This window comes from Nocardioides sp. (genome assembly GCF_030149505.1).
Lineage (GTDB): Bacteria > Actinomycetota > Actinomycetes > Propionibacteriales > Nocardioidaceae > Nocardioides.
The window spans coordinates 197,669-217,373 of the sequence record NZ_JASBRN010000045.1; the positions used below are offsets into that span (position 1 = coordinate 197,669).

Sequence of the window (19,705 nt, forward strand, 5' to 3'; positions counted from 1 at the left end):
GCGTACGACAGCGAGGGCCGTCACCGCCTGCGTGAGGCGCACGCGATGCACTCGCGGGCCGCAGGCCGGGCCTCCAACCGGGCGGGGTCGATCGGCTCGCCGCAGCCCTGGCACACGCCGTACGTCCCGACCGCCAGGCGCGCGAGGGCCGCGTCGACCTCGGCCAGGTGCTGCTCGAGCCGGCGCGACAACGAGGTGACCTGAGAGCGCTCGAACGCGATGGTGTGGCCCTCCGGGTCGTGCTCGTCGTCGGCGTTGCTGTCGCGGGAGGCAGCGACCGTCTCCTCGAAGTCGGCGGCCAGCCCCTCCAGGCGTCGCAGGACCCGCTCCCGCTCCTCGGCCAGGGCAGCGCGCGCCGCGACAGGGTCGGGCGGGGGAGTGCCGCCCGCACCACTGTCCGTCATCACCGGGCCATGGTGGCAGTGGCCACCGACAGACCTGTCCGAGGCTCGCACGGCCCCCGCCGTCCGGGTGGTGCGCCGGTCCGTGCGAGGCGCGAGCGTGGACCGCGGGACACACCGTCCGCAGTCTTGATTCATTCAAGAAAAGGTGGCAAGGTCTCCACCATGCACCCCCTCGACGCCGAGAGCATGCTCCGGGACGCGCAGCTGCGCGTCACCCGGCAGCGTGTGGCGGTGCTGGAGGCGGTCGCGCGCGCACCGCACCTCGACACCGAGTCGGTGATCGCGGCGGTGCGCGCCGAGGTGGGCTCGGTCAGCCACCAGGCGGTGTACGACGTGCTCCGCGCGCTCACCGAGGCCGGTCTCCTGCGCCGGATCCAGCCCAGCGGCTCGGTCGCGCGCTACGAGGCGCGCGTCGGCGACAACCACCATCACGTGGTGTGCCGCGGCTGCGGCTCGATCGCCGATGTCGACTGCGCCACCGGCGCGGCCCCGTGCCTCACTGCGTCCGACGACCACGGCTACGCCATCGACGAGGCCGAGGTCGTCTACTGGGGCACCTGCCCCACCTGCTCCTGAACAGAACCGTCCTGCACACCCCTTCGAAAGGCAGAGAATTGAGCGACAACGAGCTGCGGTGCCCGGTCGACCACGGCGCGGGCGGTGTGACCGCCGAGGGTTCGGAGAGCGAGAACCCGGCCATCGACTCGCCCACGCCGAAGACCGGCGGACGCCCCCGCACCCTGAAGGACTGGTGGCCCAACTCCCTGGACCTCGCCCCGCTGGCGGTCCACAACAACAAGATCGACCCTCTCGGCCCGTCGTTCGACTACCGCGAGGAGTTCAAGAAGCTCGACGTCGCCGCGCTGAAGCGTGACGTCGAGCAGGTGCTCACCACCTCGCAGGACTGGTGGCCCGCCGACTTCGGTCACTACGGCGGCCTCATGGTGCGCCTGAGCTGGCACGCCGCGGGCACCTACCGCATCCACGACGGCCGCGGCGGCGCCGGCGACGGCGACCAGCGCTTCGCCCCGCTCAACTCCTGGCCCGACAACGCCAACCTCGACAAGGCCCGCCGCCTGCTGTGGCCGGTCAAGCAGAAGTACGGCCAGAAGATCTCCTGGGCCGACCTGCTCGTCCTCGCCGGCACCGTGGCCTACGAGTCGATGGGCCTGGAGACCTTCGGGTTCGGCTTCGGCCGGGAGGACGTCTGGGAGCCCGAGGAGATCTTCTGGGGTCCCGAGGACACCTGGCTCGGTGACGAGCGCTACAGCGGCGAGCGGGAGCTGGCCGAGGGTCTCGGCGCGGTCCAGATGGGCCTGATCTACGTCAACCCCGAGGGCCCCAACGGCGAGCCCGACCCGCTCAAGGCCGCCCACGACATCCGCGAGACCTTCGCCCGGATGGCGATGAACGACGTCGAGACCGTCGCCCTCATCGCCGGTGGCCACACGGTGGGCAAGACCCACGGTGCCGGCAACGCCGACCTGGTCGGCCCCGAGCCGGAGGGCGCCGAGCTCGAGGCGCAGGGCCTGGGCTGGTTCAGCGCCCACGGCTCCGGCAAGGGCGAGGACACCATCACCTCCGGCCTCGAGGTCACCTGGACCCGCACCCCGGTGCAGTGGAGCAACGACTACTTCGAGCTGATGTACCAGTACGAGTGGGAGCTCGAGAAGAGCCCCGCCGGCGCCTGGCAGTGGGTGGCCAAGGACGCCGAGGCGGTCATCCCCGGTCCCACGCCGGACTCCCCGAAGCGCAAGCCCACGATGCTCACCACCGACCTCGCGCTGCGGATGGACCCGGAGTACGACAAGATCAGCCGCCGCTTCCGCGACAACCCCGAGGAGTTCCGCCTCGAGTTCGCGAAGGCCTGGTACAAGCTGCTGCACCGTGACATGGGTCCGGTCAGCCGCTTCCTCGGCCCCGACGTCGCGCCGGTCCAGCTGTGGCAGGACCCGGTGCCGGACGTGGACCACGAGCTGGTCTCCGACGCTGACGTGGCCGCGATCAAGGCCAAGGTCCTCGACTCGGGCCTCAGCACCTCCGAGCTCGTCCAGGCCGCCTGGGCCTCGGCCGCGAGCTTCCGCTCCACCGACAAGCGCGGTGGCGCCAACGGTGCCCGCATCCGCCTGGAGCCCCAGCGCAGCTGGGAGGTCAACGCCCCGGTCGTGCCCGTCGTCGAGAAGCTCGAGGAGATCAAGGCCGAGCTCGAGTCCGCGGGCACCCGCATCTCCCTGGCCGACCTGATCGTCCTGGCCGGCTCGGCCGCGGTCGAGAAGGCCGCCAAGGACGCCGGCGTCGAGGTCACCGTGCCCTTCCACCCCGGTCGCACCGACGCCACGCAGGAGATGACCGACGTCGACTCCTTCGCGGTGCTCGAGCCGCGCGCCGACGCGTTCCGCAACTACCTGCGGTCCGGCGAGAAGCAGCAGCCCGAGGTGCTCATGGTCGACCGCGCGTACATGCTCGGCCTGACCGCGCCGGAGATGACCGTCCTGGTCGGCGGCCTGCGGGCGCTGGGCAACAACGTCGGCGGCACCGCCCACGGCGTGCTCACCGACCGTCCCGGCGTGCTGAGCACCGACTTCTTCACCAACCTGCTCTCGCCTGGCACGGTGTGGAAGGCCTCGCAGGACCAGGAGCACGTCTACGAGATCCGGGACGCCTCCACCGACGAGGTGAAGTTCACCGCCACTGAGGTCGACCTGATCTTCGGCTCCAACTCGCGCCTGCGCGCGCTGGCCGAGGTCTACGCCAGCGACGACGCCCAGGAGAAGTTCGTCCGGGACTTCGTCGCCGCGTGGGTCAAGGTCATGGACAACGACCGGTTCGACCTGCGCTGAGTCGCAGCCAGGACCGCACGCTGGCCCGTCGGCGTCTCCCTCAGGAGGCGGCGGCGGGCCAGCGCCGTTCCACGGCGCCCCACGGGTCGGCGTACCGCTGCCCCGTGCCGGCGTACGGCGAGCGCCGCTGTGCCAGCGCGGCCAGCGGCGGTCCCGCCAACCGGAGCAGGTAGCGCTTCCAGCCGACCTGTTGGCGGATCTCCTCGAGCAGCCGCGGCCAGCTGACCCGCTGGAAGTCCAGGGCCTCCTGGGCGCGGGTGGTGTCCATCCAGTCCGTGGCGAACCAGGTCGCGTCGTCGTCGGGGTCGCCGGGCAGCCCGGGCGGCACCGCCCCCTCCATGCCGAGCGCGGTGGTGTAGCCCACGGCGATCTCCCGCTGGAGCAACCGGTGGCTCTCGTCGCCGCCGATCATCAGCACCTCGCCCTCGACGTCGGCCTCGACCGCGGCCGCGAAGGCCCGCGCGACGTCACGCACGTCGACGGTCTGGATCCGCCCGTCGTCCGGCAGCGCCGCGGAGAGGTACGCCGTCGCCGGGTCGTTGCCGGCGGCCGACACCTCGGTGGTCATCACCCCGCCCAGGCGCAGGACGACCCAGGGCGTGGCGGCCGCGCGCACGATCTCCTCGGCCGCGGCCTTGTGCCGGCCGTAGAGGTCGCTGGGGGCCAGGGGCGTGTCGGCACCGAGCAGCCCGAGGTCGCGGTGCGGGTTGCGCGAGCCGTGCACCGCCACGCTGGAGGCGTGCAGGATCCGGGCCGACGGGGCGTGCGCGGCGATGGCCTCGACGATGTTGCGGGTGCCGCCGACGTTGACCCGCTCGGCCAGGTCGGGGGCGTCGTAGCAGGCCGGCGGGATGACGGCGGCGAGGTGCACGACGGCCCGCGGGGCACTCGCCTTCACCAGGCCCCGCGCCTGCTCCGGGGAGGTCAGGTCGGCCCAGCGCCAGTAGAGGTCGCGCTCGCGCGGGAGCGAGGCGGCGTGGTCACGGTTGGCGCGGGTCCCGAGGTCGGTCGCGACCACGGGGTACCCGCGCGAGCGCAGCGCCGCGACGGTCGCGCGACCGACCAGGCCACAAGCGCCGGTGACGAGGACAGGGGCGTCGGAGAGCACGTCGGGAGCCTAGACGGGGAGCAGGAGGGCGGCCGGGAGACCGCTCAGACCGGGGTGATCGGCAGCGAGCGGCGCGGCTCGAAGACGAACGAGGACCCGGTGCTGAAGCGGGTCACCGCGACCTCGTCGGCCTCCTTGGACGGCTCGCTCTCGACCAGCGTCGCGGTCCAGTCCTGTGCGGACCCGACCAGGTCGACGTCGTACCGGTCGTCGACCGCGCGCACCACCGCCTGGAGCGCCGAGGTCTCCCCGGGTCCGACCAGGTCGATCCAGGCGCCGTCGTCGTGGGCGGGTGAGGGTCGGACGTGCAGGGCCCCGCCGTCCATCGTCGCCTCGACGTACGCCGCCGGGTTGAGCAGCGGGTGCAGCGCCAGCAGCCGCAGCGCTCCCGCGCGGTCGCGGGGGAGGGCGAGCACCCGGTGCAACCGCTCGGCGGCGATGCCGGCCAGGCCGACCAGTTGCTTGCGGCAGATCTCACGCGCCTGCTCCTCGGTCGCGGCGCGGGCCCGGACCGCGCGCACGAAGGACAGGTTGAGCAGGTGCATCTGCAGGCAGACCTCGTCGGCGATCCGCACCAGCGCCGAGTGGGAGAAGGCGGAGAAGTCCAGGTCGGAGAGCAGCGGCCCGGCGTAGTCGGTAGCGCCTTCGTCCGCGGAGGTGCTGGCGTCGATCGGGTCCAGCTCCAGCGAGGCCGCCCGCGTCCGCGCGACGTCGAAGTACGCCGGCAGCGGCTCGACCGGCGGGTGCGCTGCGTCGATGGTCACGGTCCAGGCGCAGTGCGGGCTGCGGTCGGCCGGCACCCGGGGCGGGCGGTGGACCGGCCGCACCTGGGCCCGGGGGTTGGTGGCGACGGCCGTGGCGTCGAAGGTGGGGTCCTCGATGTCGTGGCACATCGCCCGGACGTAGTCCGGACCCATCGGCTCGACGTCCATGAGCGCGCCGCAGTGGTCGAGCCGGAACTCGCCGTGCCAGGGGTCGTGGACGGTGTAGCGGAAGTCCATGAACTGCGGGGGAGCCCCGATGTCGAGCTGGAGGCCCTTGAAGATGGCCACGACGTCGCCCTCGCCCTCCACGGCGGGGGCGTAGCCGAGCGCGTGCTGCATGCGCCGGGTGTAGATCGGCGAGGCGCCGGACCACTCCTCGATCGCGATCTCGGTCATCGCCTCGCGGCCGAAGGCCTGGATGCACCAGGCCATCCCGGAGCGGTCGATGAGCTGACCGATCAACAGCAGCTCCGGGACCAGTCGCGCCAGCTGGTCGCGGTCGAGGTCGGCGTAGCGCGACCGTGCGGTGGTCATCAGCCACCCACCCCGGTGTCGAAGACCCGTCCGCACAGGAAGTCGCGGGGGGAGACCTGCTTCCACGTGCTGCCGTCGAGCTGCAGCATCTTGACGCAACCGGGGGTCGTCTTGGCGCCGACCTGCATGGGCGCGTGGATGCCGTTGGAGTCCCACTCCCGCACGCCCCGGAGGGCCTGCACGAGCGCCGGGCGCGTCAGCTTCCCGCCGAGCTCGGTGGCCTTCTGGACGAAGAGCCGGGCCGCGGACCAGGCGAAGAGACCGTAGTAGTTGGGCACCGACCCGGGCGCGGTCCGCTCCAGCCACTGCCGGTAGAGCACCATCTCGGGGATCCTCGCGTCGTCGAAGCGCTGGATGACGGAGTAGACGAAGGTGCCGTCGACGGCCTCGCCGCCCTGCTGGACGTAGCGGGAGTCGTAGACCGTCGGGTCGGTGAGGAAGATCGCGTCCACGCCCTGCTGGGCCATGGCCTCCTGCAGCCGGATCGTGAACTGGAAGGGCCCGAAGTACATCACCAGCCCCGCGCCGTCGTCCTTCATCTGCTGGGCGTACGGCGCGTAGTTGAACTCCGAGGTCGCGATGCCCTGCACGCGCACGGTCTCCCCGCCCTGGGCGTCCCAGCCGGCGGCGAAGCTCTCGGCGTTGACCTTCGCGGCCGGCACGTCGACGTAGTAGACCGCCACCTTCTGCGAGGCCTGGGGCTCGCGGTCGGTCCAGTAGGAGTAGAAGGACTCCGCGAGCAGGTTCGGCTTGATGGAGTACGCCGAGAAGCAGGTCTCGCACGCGGAGCGCTGCGGCGTCACGGTGAACGCGCGCAGGTCCGGCAGCCCGCAGCCCTGGGCCGCGGCGGCACCGCCCTGGTCCTGGCTCGAGACCGAACCGACCGCGGCGAAGGCCTCCGAGCAGGCCCGGGTGTAGGCCTGCTGGTCGCCGGCGGAGTCCGAGCGGGTGTCGAGCGCGGAGAGCGCGAGCGAGCGCCCGCAGATGCCGTCCGGCGTGGTGGCGTTGTAGTAGGCGACGAACGCCTTCGTGGCGTCCTGCGCGGACTGGAACAGGCCGGGCACCGGGCCGGAGATGTCGGCGATGTTGGCGATCGTGATCTCGGAGTCGGTGATGCCGGTGCTGTTGCGGAAACCGGCGCAGGACCCGGCCCGCACGCCGCCGTCCGCAGCCGTGGCGCCCTCGCCGACCGGCGCCTCGCCGCCGGATGCGGGGCCTGCGCCCGGTCCGCCGCCGGTGGCGCCGCCTGTCGTCGTGCCCTCACCACCCGTGCCGGGGCCGGCCGCGCCGGACCCGGGGGCTCCGCCGACGGCACCGGGGACGGCGCCGTCCCCGGCAGCGATCGGCTGGCCGTCGGTCCCGACGAGCACGCCCTGGCCGTTCATCCGGGCCATCGTGTCGGCGTCGACCCGGGACCCGCAGGCGGTGAGGGCGAGGAGCAGCGCGGCCGAGGAGGCCAGCACCAGACGTGGCGTCAGGGGCCGACGGGAGCGGCGGTGCATGGGGCCTCCGAGGGGGACGGGTTCGGTGGGTCAACGAGACGGTGAGACCTGGGTCACGTCCTCGGCGTGGACCCGGGGTGCTTGCGTTCGTGCTGGAACAGGTTCTAACTTGGACACGTGTCCAGTCAAGTGTCCATCGTCGCGCGGCAGGTCGTCGACGGCCGCCGCGCCGAGACCCTGGAGCGTCTGCTCGAGGCCGGTGGGGAGGAGCTGAGGGCGGTCGGCCACGAGGCCCTCACCGTGCGCACGGTGGCGGCCCGGGCGGGGGTCTCGCCTGCGACGGCGTACACCTACGTCGCGAGCAAGAACCACCTCTTCGCCGAGCTCTTCTGGCGCTACCTCGACGCCGAGCGGCCCGAGCCGACCGGCACGGACGCGCTGGCCCGCCTGCGCTCGACCACCCGGTCGCTGTGCGAGCGCCTGGCGGCGGCGCCCGAGCTCGCCGCGGCCGTCACCCCGGCGCTGCTGAGCTCCGACCCCGACGTCGAGCGACTCCGCCTGCGCATCGGCGGTGAGTTCCTCGCCCGCTTCGCCGCCGCCATCGGTGACGACGTCCCCGAGGACCGGGTCGGACCGGTGCTCGAGGCGCTCGTCATGGCCTTCTCGGGAGCCCTGCTCCAGAGCGGGATGGGACTGATCGCCTACACCGACCTCGCCGACCGCCTCGACCCCGTCGTCGCCGCCATCATGGAGGGCCACCTGTGACGCTGACCCACGAGCCGACCGCGCGCGACGTCGCCGGCTTCGACATCTACGAGCACGCGGTGCAGGACGACCCGCTGCCGTGGTACCGCCTGCTGCGCGACGAGGCGCCGCTGTTCCACAACGTCGAGCACGACTACTGGGTCCTGAGCAGGCACGCCGACGTGCACCGCGCCACCCGGGACGACGAGGGCTTCTCGAACCGGATGGGCGTCACCCTCGACGCGAGCGCCTGGAACGAGCACGCCCACCTGGTGATGTCCTTCCTGGCGATGGACGCCCCCGAGGCGACCCGGCTGCGCCGGCTCGTCTCGCGCGCCTTCACCCCCCGACGGGTGCGGGAGCTCGCGCCGACCGTGGAGAGGCTCACCGCGGCGTACCTCGACGCGGCGCTGGAGCGCGGTCCCTCCCTGGACTGGATCACCGACGTGGCCGGGCGGATCCCCATGGACGTCATCAGCGACATGATGGGCGTCCCGGAGTCCGACCGCGCCGAGGTGCGGCGGCTCTCGGACCTGCTGGTCCACCGCGAGGACGGGCTGCGCGACGTGCCCCCCGCCGGCATCGAGGCCAGCATGACCCTCTTCGCCTACTACGCCGACATGCTCGCCGAGCGGCGCCGCCGTCCCTCCGACGACCTCACCAGCGCGCTGCTCAACGCCGAGGACGAGTCGGGCCGCATGACCGACGCCGAGATCACGGCCTTCCTCTTCCTCATGGTCGTGGCCGGCAACGAGACCACGACCAAGCTGCTGGGCAACGCCCTCCACCACCTCTCCGGAGAGCCCGAGCAGCTGCGCGAGGTGCTCTGCGACCCGACCGGTCCGCTCGTGGACCCGTGGGTGGAGGAGACGCTGCGCTACGACGCCTCGACCCAGTACGTCGCCCGGCTGGTGACCCGCGACCTGTCCCTTCACGGGGTGACCGCGCCGGCCGGCAGCAAGCTCCTGCTGGCCCTGGGCGCGGCCAACCACGACGACCGGGTCTTCACCGACCCCGACCGCTTCGACGTGCACCGCAGCCCGGCCGAGCTCGCCGAGCACGTCAGCTTCGGCGGCGGCCGGCACTTCTGCCTCGGTGCCAACCTCGCCCGGCTCGAGGCGCGCCTGGTCCTGCGGGCCCTGGTCGACCGCGTGTCCGACCTCGAGGTCCACCACGACCGGTCGGTGCGCTTCTACTCCGCCAACGTGCGCGGCTTCGCGCGGCTGCCGATCACCGTCACCCCCCGAGCCGGGGCGCGCTGAGGTGGGTCGCGAGAAGTACGCACGGCCCGAGCGGCGGCCCGTCGTCGTGACCGGTGCCTCCTCGGGCATCGGTGCCGCCACGGCGCTCACCCTGGCGGCCGCGGGCTACCCCGTGGCGCTGGGCGCCCGGCGCGAGGAGAAGCTCACCGAGCTCGTCCAGCAGGTCCGCGACGCCGGCGGCGAGGCGGTCGGGCACCGGCTCGACGTCGCCTCCACCGACTCGGTGGAGGAGTTCGCGGCCAAGGTCGTGGCCGACCTCGGCGAGGTCGAGGCGGTCGTCTCCGGCGCTGCGCAGCTGGCCCCGGGCACGATCCACGAGGTCGACAGCGACCGGATCTCCCGTGAGCTCGAGGTCAACGTCGTCGGCACCCACCGGCTGGTCCGGGCCTTCGTGCCCGGCATGGTCGAGCGCCGCCGCGGGGACCTCGTGGTCCTCTCCAGCGACGTCGCCGTGCGCGCCCGCCCCTTCATGGGTGCCTACACTGCCGGCAAGTGGGGCCTCGAGGGCCTGGCCCACGCCATGCAGATGGAGCTGGAGGGCACCGGCGTCCGCGTCTCGATCGTGCGGCCCGGCCCCACCTGGAGCGAGATGGGCATGGACTGGGACCCCGCCGAGGCCGCCAAGGTCCTCGACGCCTGGGGCCGTTTCGGCCACGCCCGGCACCCGCACTTCCTGCAGCCCCAGCCGCACGCCGATGCCATCCGCGCCATCCTCGACGCCCCTCGCGGGGTCCACCTCAACCTCGTCGAGGTCTCGCCCGAAGCCCCAGTGGAGGACATGTGACGACCACCCACGAGCGTCCGCCGCACCAGCGGCCGGCCGCCATCGAGGCGATCCCGGAGGTCTCCTTCGCGATCCCCGACGAGGACGGCTGGGGGCACCTGGCCGAGCTGCGCACCGACCCGGTCGCGCTGCTGGAGCGCGTGCACGCCGAGTGCGGGGAGATCGGCCGGTTCCGGCTGGCGGACAAGGACGTCGTGCTGGTCACCGGCGCCGAGGTCAACGAGCAGTTCTTCAAGGCGCCGGACACCACGCTGGACCAGGCGGCGGCGTACCCCTTCATGACGCCGATCTTCGGGGAGGGCGTGGTCTTCGACGCCTCTCCCGAGGAGCGCCAGCAGGCGCTGAAGAACCAGGCGCTGCGCGGTGACCAGATGCGCGGGCACGCCCGCACCATCGAGAACGAGATCATCCGGATGGTCGCGGGGTGGGGTGACGAGGGCGAGGTCGACCTGCTCGACTTCTTCGCCGAGCTCACGATCTACAACACCGCCGCCTGCCTGGTGGGTCTGCCGTTCCGCGAGGAGATCGACGCCCGGTTCGCCGAGGCCTACCACGGCCTGGAGCGAGGCACCGACGCGCTGGCCTACGTCGACGCCTACATGGAGGGCGTGGAGTCCTTCGAGGTCCGCGACCGCTCCCGAGCGGTGCTCGTCGAGCTCGTGCAGGGGATCATCGACCGGCGCCGAGCGCGAGGCACCGTCGCCCGGGAGGAGCGGGACCTGCTCGACGTGCTGATCTCGCTGGACATGAGCGCCGACTACATCACCGGCGTCTTCATCTCCATGCTCTTCGCCGGCCACCACACCTCGTCCGGCACCTCGGCGTGGACCCTGATCGAGCTGATGCGGCACCCGGACCAGATGGCCGAGGTCGTCGCCGAGCTCGACGAGCTGTACGCCGACCCGGGCGACGACACGAAGGTCGAGATCTCCTTCCAGGCGCTGCGCTCGATCCCGCGGCTCGAGTCGGTGATCAAGGAGACCCTGCGCCTGCACCCGCCGCTGATCATCCTCATGCGCCTGGTCCAGGAGGAGATCGAGCTGGCCGGGCGCACCATCCCGCCCGGGACGATCGTCGCCTCCTCGCCGCGGGTGTCGAACCGGCTCGCCGAGGACTTCCCCGACCCCGAGCGGTTCGACCCGAGCCGCTACCTCGATGGGAGGCAGGAGGACCTGCAGAACCGCTGGACCTGGATCCCCTTCGGCGCCGGCAAGCACCGCTGCGTGGGCAACGCGTTCGCGATGATGCAGATCAAGGCGATCTTCTCGGTGCTGCTGCGTGACTTCGAGTTCGAGCTCGTCCAGCCCAGCGAGACCTACCGCGACGACTACTCCAAGATGGTCATCCAGCTCCAGCGACCCTGCCGCGCCCGCTACCGGCGCCGTGCGACGGGCTCCGCGCGATGACCATGCGCGTGGTGGCCGACCTGGACATCTGCCAGGGCCACCAGATGTGCCAGGCCGAGGCGCCGACCGTCTTCGGCTTCGACGAGGCCGCCGATGTCGTCGAGGTCCTCGAGCCCCACCCCGACGAGTCGTTGCGGCCCCAGGTCGAGGCAGCCGTGCGGTACTGCCCGGCCTTCGCCCTCACGATCGTCGACCCCGCACCCGACCCCACCCCTGACCCCATGTCCGAGGAGGACCGATGAGCACCATCACCCGCGCCGAGCTCGAGGAGTTCTGGGAGGGGTGGCTCGCGGTGAACCGCGAGGCCGAGCGCACCGGCGACTGGCGGGTGCTCGCGGAGTCCTACGCCGAGGACGCCAACTACGGCTGGATGTACAGCCACGACGAGCACTTCATGGCCGTGGGCCGCGACCAGATCCGCGACTGGGCCATCGGCATCGAGATGGACGGCTTCGACGGCTGGCACTACGACTACGTCTGTGCCGTGATGGACGAGGCCAAGGGCATGGTCGTCGGCTTCTGGAAGCAGCGCTCGGGCATCCTCGACGACTCCGGCCAGGAGTTCGAGATCCTCGGCATCGGCGGGTCCTGGTTCGGCGTGGAGCGGCAGGGCCCCGGCCCCGACGAGGGCAAGCTGATGATCGCCTGGCAGCGCGACTGGTTCGACATGCCGTCGACCACCCACACGTTCATGCAGATCCTGGAGTCGGGCAAGGCGCCGGAGCCGCTGCTGAAGCGGATGTCGGTGTTCGGGCACGAGGTGCCCGGGCACTACCACCTCGCCGACCTCCCTTCCACCGTCTGGCCGCCGCCGGTCGAGGCGGGGGAGTACGTCACCCAGGTCCCCACCGGGCCCGAGGCCACGACCGGGGCCGGCGCGTGAGCCGCGCGGAGCGCCTGGCCATCACGCTGCCCGCGCCGCAGCAGCTGGTGGACGGCAAGCTCAGCGGTGCGTCCGACGCAGCGACGTACCCCATCGCGGACCCGGCCACCGGGCTGCAGATCGGCGTGGCCCCCGACAGCACCGCCGAGGACGTCGACGCGGCGATCGCGGCCGCACGGCGGGCCTTCGACGAGTCCGACTGGGCCACCGACCGCGACCTGCGCGTGCGGTGCCTGCGGCAGCTGCACGCGGCGCTGCTGGAGGAGGCCGAGGAGTTCAAGACCCTCACCACCGCCGAGGTCGGCATGCCCGGCTTCATGATGATGGCGGCCGGCTTCGACGTGCCGGTGGAGGGGCTGAAGTGGGTCACGGACCTGCTCGAGGGCTACGAGTTCGAGACCGACCTGGGCGAGGCCGCCCCCATGGGCATCCCGACGCGTCGCACCGTGCGCCGCGAGCCGGTCGGGGTGGTCGCTGCCATCTCGCCGTGGAACGTCCCGACCCAGATCAACCTGGCCAAGATCGGCCCGGCCCTGGCCGCCGGCTGCACGGTCGTGCTGAAGCCCGCGCCGGACACCCCGTGGGTGGCCGCGGAGCTGGGGCGCCTCGTCGCCGAGCGCACCGACATACCCGCCGGGGTGCTCAACGTCGTCACCCCACGGTCCAACGAGGTCGCCGCCCGGCTGACGTCCGACCCCCGCGTCGACATGGTCTCCTTCACCGGGTCCACCGCGACCGGACGGGCGATCATGGCCGCCGCCGCGCCGACGCTGAAGAAGGTCTTCCTCGAGCTCGGGGGCAAGTCGGCGGCGATCGTGCTCGACGACGCCGACGTGGCCTCGGCCGCTGCGGGCACCGCCTTCACCGTCTGCATCCACGCCGGCCAGGGCTGCGCGCTCACGACCCGGCTCGTGGTGCCGCGCGAGCAGTACGACGTCGCCGTGCAGGCGGCCGCGGACACGATGGCCGCGATCGGCACCGCCGACCCGGCCGACGAGGGAGCGATCTGCGGTCCGGTGATCTCCCGGGTGCAGCGCGACCGGGTCGAGGCCTACCTCCGCCTCGCCGAGGAGGAGGGCGGGACGTTCGCCACCGGTGGCCACGTGCAGGAGAAGGACGGCGAGCTCGCCGGCGGCTGGTGGATCGAGCCGACCGTCGTCGCGGGCCTGGACAACACCAGCCGGCTGGCCCAGGAGGAGATCTTCGGGCCGGTCCTGGTCGTCATCCCGCACGACGGGGACGACGACGCCGTGCGGATCGCCAACGAGTCCGACTTCGGCCTCTCCGGGTCCGTCACCGCCGGAGACCCCGAGCGGGCCGCAGCCGTGGCCCGCCGCATCCGCACCGGCACCGTCTCCGTCAACGGCGGGGTCTGGTTCAGCCCGGATGCCCCCTTCGGCGGCTACAAGCAGTCCGGCCTGGGCCGCGAGATGGGCGTGGCCGGCTTCGAGGAGTACCTCGAGACGAAGACGCTCGCGTTTCCCGCTTGAGCTTGCTCAAGCGGGAAACAGGCGAGCGGGTCGAGCAAGCCCGCGACCGAGGCACGAGGTCGCGACGGCGTGTCGAGACCGCGTGACGTACCTAGGAACGGCGACAACAGGCAGATGAGAGAGAAGACGAGCATGAGATTCCAGGACAAGGTCGCCGTCGTCACCGGCGCGGCCCAGGGCATCGGCGAGGCCTACGCCAAGGCGCTCGCCGCCGAGGGCGCGAGGGTGGTCGTCGCCGACCTCAACGCCGAGGCCGGCGAGCAGGTGGCCAAGCAGGTCGAGGCCGACGGCGGCACGGCGATGTTCGTGCGCACCGACGTGAGCAGCCACGAGTCCGCGGCCGCCATGGTCGAGGCCGTCACCGCGGCGTACGGCGGGATCGACCTGCTGGTCAACAACGCCGCGATCTACGGCGAGATGGCCTTCGACCTGCTGATCAGCGTCGACTGGGATTACTACCGGAAGTTCATGAGCGTGAACATGGACGGCGCGCTGGTGATGACCCGCGCGGTCTACCCCTCCATGCAGCAGCGTGGTGGCGGGGCGATCGTCAACCAGTCGTCGACCGCGGCCTACCTCTACTCCGGGTTCTACGGCCTGGCCAAGGTCGGCGTGAACGGCTTGACCCAGCAGCTGGCCCACGAGCTCGGCGGCATGCGCATCCGGGTCAACGCCATCGCTCCCGGGCCCACCGACACCGAGGCCACGCGGGTGCAGGCCGGCGACGCCGCCAAGGACATCGTGCGCAACAGCCTCGCGCTCAAGCGGATGGGCCGGGTCGAGGACATGGTCGGCGCCTGCCTCTACCTGCTCTCCGACGAGGCCTCGTGGGTGACCGGGCAGATCCTGGCCGTCGACGGCGGCCAGACCTTCCGGCTGTGAGCGCGGGTCTGCGGGTCGGCTTCGTCGGCCTGGGCAACATCGGCAAGCCGATGGCGCTGCGGCTCGCCGCGGCCGACGGCCTCGACCTCGGGGTGTACGACGTCGCGCCCGAGCCCCTGGAGGAGCTGGCTGCCGCTGGCGCGCGGGTGGCCGGGTCGGTGGCCGGGCTGGCTGCCGACTGCGACGTGCTCTGCGTGATGGTGCGCGACGACGAGCAGGTGCGCGACGTCATGGGGCAGGTCCTGGGCGTCGCGGGCGACCGGCTGACCGTCGTGGTGCACTCCACCGTGGCACCGGACACCCCGCGGGCGCTCGAGGTCACCGCGGCCCGGCACGGGGTGCGCGTGCTGGACGCGCCCGTCTCGGGTGGCGGCATGGGCGCGGCCGCCGGCACCCTGGCGATCCTCGTCGGGGGCACCGACGACGCCTTCGCGGCCGCCCACCCGGTGCTCGCGGCGATGAGCAGCAAGGTGGTGCACGCCGGACCGATCGGTGCCGGGACCCGCTTCAAGCTCGCCCGCAACCTCATGCACTTCGTGGCCTTCACCGCCGCGACCGAGGCCCAGCGGCTGGCCGAGGCCGCCGGCCTGGACCTGCGCGCGCTCGGCGACGTCGTCCGCCACACCGACGCGATCACTGGCGGGCCGGGCGCGATCATGCACCGCGAGACCACCGCGCCCATCGCCGCGGACGACTTCTGGTTCGGGGTCTTCGAGCACGTCGTCGCGCTGGGGGAGAAGGACCTCACCTTCGCCACGTCGCTGGCCGACGAGCTCGGCGTCGACGTCCCGCTGGCCCGGCTCGCGCTCGAGCGGCTGGCCCCCGGGCTGGGCATGCCGCACTCGGCCCTGCTCTCCGACCACCCGGCCGAGCACCCCGCCGACGACACCGAGAAGGAGCACCCGTGACCGACCAGCCCGGCAAGTTCGACCACCTGCCCGAGACCCGCCGCCGCGGCCTGGAGAAGATGGAGCAGGTCTACGGCTTCGACATGTCCGACGGCGAGGGCGACTTCTTCCGCTACACCGCCGACCACCTCTTCGGTGACGTCTGGCAGCGCCCCGGCCTCTCCGACCGCGACCGCCGGCTGCTGCTCATCGGCCTGCTCGCCGGCAAGGGGTACGCCGACGTGCTCGGCATCCAGGTGCCGGCCGCCCTGGCCAACGGCGAGCTCGACGACGCGGCCCTGCGGGAGGTCGTGATCATGGTCTGCCACTACGCCGGCTGGCCCGACGGCGCGAAGCTCAACGCCGTCGTCGAGGACGCCATCGGCAAGGCCGAGCGCGCCCGGGCCGCAGCGGCTGGGCACGAGCCGGGGTGAGCGCCGCCTCCCTGGCACCTCTGCCGCCGGGCGACCACCGGCTGCACGGGGCCCGACCGCCGGTCGACCTCGCCGCGCGCGGCTGGACCGAGACCGAGCACGTCGCGTCCGGCGTCGCGACCTCGCCGGGCGGTCGCGAGGCGGCGTACGCCGTCCGGGTGCTGGTCCGGCGCCCGCCCGCAGGGCAGGCGAGCGGCACCCTGTGCGCGGAGTGGCTCAACGTCTCCTCCGGCGCCGAGGCGGCGCCGGACTGGACCTACCTCGCCGAGGAGCTGCTGCGCTCGGGCCACGCCTGGGCCGGGATCTCCGCGCAGTACGTCGGGGTGATGGGCGGTCAGGCCTCGGTCGCCGTCGGCGACGGCAGCGGTGCAGGCAGCCCGGGACTGGTCGGGGCGGACCCCGAGCGGTACGGCGGGCTCGCGCACCCCGGTGACGCCTGGTGCCACGACGTCTACGAGCAGGTCGCCCGCGCGGTCGCCGGGCTCGTCGGTGCCGACCTCGTGTTGGCGGTGGGGGAGTCGCAGTCGGCCTGCCTGCTCTCGCGGCACCTGGTCTCCGTGCACGGCCCGCGCTCGCCCTTCGGGGGCTACCTCGTGCACTCGCGGGCCGGCGCGCTGCCGCCGGTCGAGCCGTCCGGGGTGCAGCACACGATGGCCGAGGTGCTGTCCCAGGCGCCCGCACCGCTGCCCGACGACCTGGTCCCGACCCTGGTGGTCCAGACCGAGACCGACGTGCTCGGGCGGATGCGCTCGCTCCCCGCCCGTCAGCCGGACGGGCCGCTGCTGCGCACCTGGGAGGTCGCCGGCACCGCCCACGCCGACAAGTTCCAGATCGACGCCTTCGAGGACTTCCTCGGCTGCCCGACCCCGGTCAACCGCGGCCAGCAGGTCTACGTCCTGCGCGCGGGGCTGCGGGCGCTCGAGCGGTGGGCCCGCGAGGGAGTCGTGCCACCGTCCGCGGAGTTCTTGCAGGTCAGCGGGGGTGCGGGCGAGGAGGCGTACGTCGTCGACACCCTCGGCAACACCCTCGGTGGCGTCCGCACTCCGGCCGTGGACGCTGCGGTCCAGCGGCTGAGCGGCTCGGCGCCCGCGGGTGCCTCGCTCATCTGCCAGCTCTTCGGGTCGACCACCCCGGTGCCTCCCGAGCTGCTCGCGCAGCGGTGGCCGAGCCGGGCCGAGTACGTCGCGGCGTACGAGGCGGCGACCGACGCGATGGTCGCTGCCGACTTCGCGCTGCCCGAGGACAGGCAGGCCCTCCTGTCAGAATCTGTGCCGGAGCTCTTGACCGACCCCTAGGACACCTCTTGAATTCTCTTGTGAGCTACGACACCGTCATCCGCCGCGGCCTCTGGTTCGACGGGACCGGCGCCGCACCCTCGATCCGCGACCTCGGCATCCGCGACGGCCGCGTGGTCGAGGTCTCCGTGGAGCCGCTGGAGGCGGGTCCCGGCACCGAGGTCGTCGACGCGACAGGTCGGTGGGTGATGCCGGGCATGGTCGACATCCACACCCACTACGACGTGGAGGTGCTCGAGGGCCCGGGGCTCTCGGAGTCGCTGCGGCACGGCATCACGACGCTGCTGCTCGGCTCCTGCTCGCTCTCCACCGTCCACGTCGACCCGGTCGACGCCGGTGACCTCTTCGGCAGGGTCGAGGCGATCCCCCGCGAGCACGTCATCGGCGCGCTGCAGCGGCTGCGCGACGCCGGCGAGGGCTGGGACGGCCCGGGGGAGTACGTCGCCGCGCTGGAGCGCCGCGCGCTCGGCCCCAACCTCGCGGCGTTCGTCGGCCACTCCGACATCCGGGCCGCGGTCATGGGCCTGGACCGCGCGACCCGCAAGGAGGTGCGGCCCAGCCGCTCGGAGGTCAAGCGGATGGAGCGGATGCTCGCCGACGCCCTCGACGCCGGTTTCGTGGGCATGTCGGCCCAGCAGCTGCTCTTCGACAAGCTCGACGGCGACCTGTGCCGCTCGCGGACGCTGCCCTCGACCTACGCCAAGCGCCGCGAGATGCGCCCGCTCCGCTCGCTGCTGCGCCGCCGCGGCCGGGTGCTCCAGGCCGGGCCTGACGCCAGCCACCCGCACACGATCGTCACCCAAGCGCTCGGCTCGATCGGCTGGGGCAAGCAGCCCGCCCTGCGCACGAGCCTGCTCTCGGCCGCCGACATCAAGGCCATCCCGTTCGTCATCCACCTGATGAACCTGCTCGGCGGCGTGGTCAACCGGCTCGGTGCCGACTTCCGCTGGCAGCACCTGCCCGTGCCGTTCGAGGTGTACGCCGACGGCATCGACCTGGTGATCTTCGAGGAGTTCGGTTCCGGGGCCACCGCGCTGCACCTGCAGGAGCAGGCCGCGCGCGAGGAGCTGTTCCGCTCCGAGGAGTACCGCCGCGCCTTCCGCAAGGACTACGAGTCGAAGTACGGCCCGCGGGTGTGGCACCGCGACTTCTTCGACGCCGAGATCGTCTCTTGCCCCGACGCCTCGGTGGTGGGCAAGTCCTTCGGCCAGGTCGGGCTCGAGCGCGGCGGCCTGCACCCGGTCGACGCCTTCCTCGACCTCGTGCTCGAGCACGGCACGGCCGTGCGCTGGCGCACCACCATCTCCAACCACCGGCCGAAGGTCCTTCAGCGGATGGCGCAGAGCCCGCACGTGCAGATGGGCTTCTCCGACGCCGGCGCCCACCTGCGCAACATGGCCTTCTACAACTTCGGGCTGCGGCTGCTCAAGCACGTCCACGACGCCGAGGTCGCCGGTCGGCCCTTCCTCACCGTGGCCCAGGCCGTGCACCGGCTCACCGGCGAGCTCGCGGACTTCTACGGCATCGACGCCGGGCACCTGCGGGTCGGCGACCGCGCCGACGTGCTCGTCGTCGACCCGGCCCACCTCGACAACTCGCTGGAGGAGTACCACGAGGCCCCGGTGGAGATCTACGGCGGGCTGCGCCGGATGGTCAACCGCAACGACGCCGCGGTGCCGCTGGTGATGGTCGGCGGGCAGGTGGTCGTCCGCGACGGCGAGCCGACCGACATCGTCGGGCGGCAGCGCACCGGGTCGTTCCTGCGCGTGGGTCAGCCGACGGCTGCCCCGGCCACCTCGTCCCCGGTCCCCGAGCCGGTCAGGGGCACTGCGCCAGCACCCGCCTGAGCGCGGCGTCCTCGGAGTCGTCGACCGCGAGGTCCCAGGCCTGCTTCACCGCCACCCAGCGCAGCACGTAGGCGCACTGGAAGCGGGCGCGGGGGAGCCATGCAGCAGGGTCGTCGTCGCCCTTCGCGGCGTTGACCGCGCCGTCGGAGGCGGCCAGCACTCCCAGGTCGTTGGCGAACGCCTCGCGCCGCCCGGCGCTCCAGCCGCTCGCGCCCGAGCGCCACGCCTCGGCCAGCGGCACGACGTGGTCGATCTGCACGGCCTGAGCCTGCGCAGGATCCTTCATGTCGGTCATCACCAGCCGCGCCCCGGTGTAGGGGTCGACCCAGGTCCCCGCGAGCACGTCGTGGGCGCAGCCGCCCTGCCGCGTCGTGGTCGTGCTGCCCGGCACGGCGTCGCGCAGCAGCACGTCGTCGCGCTGGTTGCACCCGTTGCCGTCCACGTCGGACCACGCCGGTCCGAACGCCTCGCGGTCGTACGCCGGTCCGCTCGGGTCACGGTCGGTGCGTCTCAGGGCCGCCAGGGCGTCGCGCGCGTCGGCGGGGGAGAGCTCGCGCACGGGGATCGGGTCCGCCGGCGGCGTACCGTCGGTGGCCGGGACGGCACAGCCGGACAGCCCAACGGCGAGCGCCAGGCACACCAGGCTCCGCCGGGCTCCGCGGGCATGTCGGGTCACCGGCGCAGCGTCCCACGGCGTAC

General features: G+C 72.7%; 19 protein-coding genes. 14 read left to right on the top strand and 5 right to left on the bottom strand.

What is annotated here, in order from left to right; translation table 11 throughout:
* Window positions 1-20: 20 nt before the first annotated feature.
* Window positions 21-404: a TraR/DksA C4-type zinc finger protein gene (locus Q1V71_RS09410; RefSeq protein ID WP_300643470.1), complete on the bottom strand. Its 384-nt coding sequence runs from the start codon at window positions 402-404 to the stop codon at window positions 21-23.
* Between the two features lie 162 nt (window positions 405-566).
* Between Q1V71_RS09410 and Q1V71_RS09415 the strand changes: the two genes are divergently transcribed.
* Both Q1V71_RS09415 and katG read left to right on the top strand, forming a co-directional pair.
* Complete coding sequence (locus Q1V71_RS09415; protein WP_300643186.1) at window positions 567-980, top strand: Fur family transcriptional regulator; 414 nt, start codon at window positions 567-569, stop codon at window positions 978-980.
* Window positions 981-1,018: 38 nt separating this feature from the next.
* A complete protein-coding gene (gene katG, locus Q1V71_RS09420; RefSeq protein ID WP_300643188.1) occupies window positions 1,019-3,244 on the top strand; it encodes a catalase/peroxidase HPI in 2,226 nt (741 codons plus the stop codon).
* 40 nt (window positions 3,245-3,284) lie between these two features.
* On the opposite strand, the gene Q1V71_RS09425 is transcribed toward katG, so the two are convergent.
* From Q1V71_RS09425 to Q1V71_RS09435, 3 genes are read right to left on the bottom strand one after another with little or no spacing between them, the layout of a single operon-like run.
* A complete protein-coding gene (locus Q1V71_RS09425) occupies window positions 3,285-4,352 on the bottom strand; it encodes an NAD(P)-dependent oxidoreductase (RefSeq protein ID WP_300643190.1) in 1,068 nt (355 codons plus the stop codon).
* Between the two features lie 44 nt (window positions 4,353-4,396).
* Window positions 4,397-5,650: a hypothetical protein gene (locus Q1V71_RS09430; protein ID WP_300643192.1), complete on the bottom strand. Its 1,254-nt coding sequence runs from the start codon at window positions 5,648-5,650 to the stop codon at window positions 4,397-4,399.
* A complete protein-coding gene (locus tag Q1V71_RS09435; RefSeq protein WP_300643193.1) occupies window positions 5,650-7,152 on the bottom strand; it encodes an ABC transporter substrate-binding protein in 1,503 nt (500 codons plus the stop codon). The genes Q1V71_RS09430 and Q1V71_RS09435 overlap by 1 nt, the downstream gene beginning before the upstream one ends.
* A 117-nt stretch (window positions 7,153-7,269) precedes the next feature.
* Between Q1V71_RS09435 and Q1V71_RS09440 the strand changes: the two genes are divergently transcribed.
* The 12 genes from Q1V71_RS09440 (at window position 7,270) to Q1V71_RS09495 (ending at window position 19,006) form a co-directional block, all read left to right on the top strand.
* A complete protein-coding gene (locus Q1V71_RS09440) occupies window positions 7,270-7,857 on the top strand; it encodes a TetR/AcrR family transcriptional regulator (protein WP_300643195.1) in 588 nt (195 codons plus the stop codon).
* Window positions 7,854-9,098, top strand: coding sequence for a cytochrome P450 (locus Q1V71_RS09445; RefSeq protein WP_300643196.1), 1,245 nt, complete (start codon window positions 7,854-7,856; stop codon window positions 9,096-9,098). Before Q1V71_RS09440 ends, Q1V71_RS09445 begins: the two co-directional genes overlap by 4 nt.
* Before the next feature lies 1 nt (window position 9,099).
* Entirely contained in the window at window positions 9,100-9,882 is a 783-nt protein-coding gene (locus Q1V71_RS09450; protein ID WP_300643198.1) for an SDR family oxidoreductase, read from the top strand.
* Entirely contained in the window at window positions 9,879-11,288 is a 1,410-nt protein-coding gene (locus tag Q1V71_RS09455) for a cytochrome P450 (RefSeq protein ID WP_300643200.1), read from the top strand. Before Q1V71_RS09450 ends, Q1V71_RS09455 begins: the two co-directional genes overlap by 4 nt.
* Window positions 11,285-11,530: a ferredoxin gene (locus Q1V71_RS09460; RefSeq protein ID WP_300643202.1), complete on the top strand. Its 246-nt coding sequence runs from the start codon at window positions 11,285-11,287 to the stop codon at window positions 11,528-11,530. Before Q1V71_RS09455 ends, Q1V71_RS09460 begins: the two co-directional genes overlap by 4 nt.
* Entirely contained in the window at window positions 11,527-12,171 is a 645-nt protein-coding gene (locus Q1V71_RS09465) for a hypothetical protein (RefSeq protein WP_300643204.1), read from the top strand. The genes Q1V71_RS09460 and Q1V71_RS09465 overlap by 4 nt, the downstream gene beginning before the upstream one ends.
* On the top strand, window positions 12,168-13,661 hold the full coding sequence (locus tag Q1V71_RS09470) for an aldehyde dehydrogenase (RefSeq protein WP_300643206.1): 1,494 nt from the start codon (window positions 12,168-12,170) through the stop codon (window positions 13,659-13,661). Before Q1V71_RS09465 ends, Q1V71_RS09470 begins: the two co-directional genes overlap by 4 nt.
* Before the next feature lie 132 nt (window positions 13,662-13,793).
* Window positions 13,794-14,543: an SDR family oxidoreductase gene (locus Q1V71_RS09475; RefSeq protein WP_300643207.1), complete on the top strand. Its 750-nt coding sequence runs from the start codon at window positions 13,794-13,796 to the stop codon at window positions 14,541-14,543.
* Window positions 14,540-15,451 carry an NAD(P)-dependent oxidoreductase gene (locus Q1V71_RS09480; RefSeq protein ID WP_300643209.1) on the top strand — a complete coding sequence of 304 codons (912 nt, stop codon included), beginning with the start codon at window positions 14,540-14,542 and terminating at the stop codon, window positions 15,449-15,451. The genes Q1V71_RS09475 and Q1V71_RS09480 overlap by 4 nt, the downstream gene beginning before the upstream one ends.
* Window positions 15,448-15,864: a carboxymuconolactone decarboxylase family protein gene (locus tag Q1V71_RS09485; RefSeq protein ID WP_300643211.1), complete on the top strand. Its 417-nt coding sequence runs from the start codon at window positions 15,448-15,450 to the stop codon at window positions 15,862-15,864. The genes Q1V71_RS09480 and Q1V71_RS09485 overlap by 4 nt, the downstream gene beginning before the upstream one ends.
* Window positions 15,861-17,159: an alpha/beta hydrolase domain-containing protein gene (locus Q1V71_RS09490; protein WP_300643213.1), complete on the top strand. Its 1,299-nt coding sequence runs from the start codon at window positions 15,861-15,863 to the stop codon at window positions 17,157-17,159. The genes Q1V71_RS09485 and Q1V71_RS09490 overlap by 4 nt, the downstream gene beginning before the upstream one ends.
* A gap of 20 nt (window positions 17,160-17,179) precedes the next feature.
* Complete coding sequence (locus Q1V71_RS09495; protein ID WP_300643215.1) at window positions 17,180-19,006, top strand: amidohydrolase family protein; 1,827 nt, start codon at window positions 17,180-17,182, stop codon at window positions 19,004-19,006.
* Here Q1V71_RS09495 and Q1V71_RS09500 read toward each other — a convergent pair.
* On the bottom strand, window positions 18,978-19,682 hold the full coding sequence (locus tag Q1V71_RS09500; protein ID WP_300643216.1) for an HNH endonuclease family protein: 705 nt from the start codon (window positions 19,680-19,682) through the stop codon (window positions 18,978-18,980). The two genes, Q1V71_RS09495 and Q1V71_RS09500, sit on opposite strands and share 29 nt — an antisense overlap.
* Window positions 19,683-19,705 lie beyond the last annotated feature (23 nt).

Bases quoted from the DNA above. Each gene is read 5' to 3' on its own strand.
- Q1V71_RS09430 (WP_300643192.1), bottom strand. From the start codon at position 5,650: ATGACCACCGCACGGTCGCGCTACGCCGACCTCGACCGCGACCAGCTG.
- Q1V71_RS09460 (WP_300643202.1), top strand. From the start codon at position 11,285: ATGACCATGCGCGTGGTGGCCGACCTGGACATCTGCCAGGGCCACCAG.
- Q1V71_RS09415 (WP_300643186.1), top strand. From the start codon at position 567: ATGCACCCCCTCGACGCCGAGAGCATGCTCCGGGACGCGCAGCTGCGC.
- Q1V71_RS09435 (WP_300643193.1), bottom strand. From the start codon at position 7,152: ATGCACCGCCGCTCCCGTCGGCCCCTGACGCCACGTCTGGTGCTGGCC.
- Q1V71_RS09410 (WP_300643470.1), bottom strand. From the start codon at position 404: ATGACGGACAGTGGTGCGGGCGGCACTCCCCCGCCCGACCCTGTCGCG.
- Q1V71_RS09475 (WP_300643207.1), top strand. From the start codon at position 13,794: ATGAGATTCCAGGACAAGGTCGCCGTCGTCACCGGCGCGGCCCAGGGC.
- Q1V71_RS09465 (WP_300643204.1), top strand. From the start codon at position 11,527: ATGAGCACCATCACCCGCGCCGAGCTCGAGGAGTTCTGGGAGGGGTGG.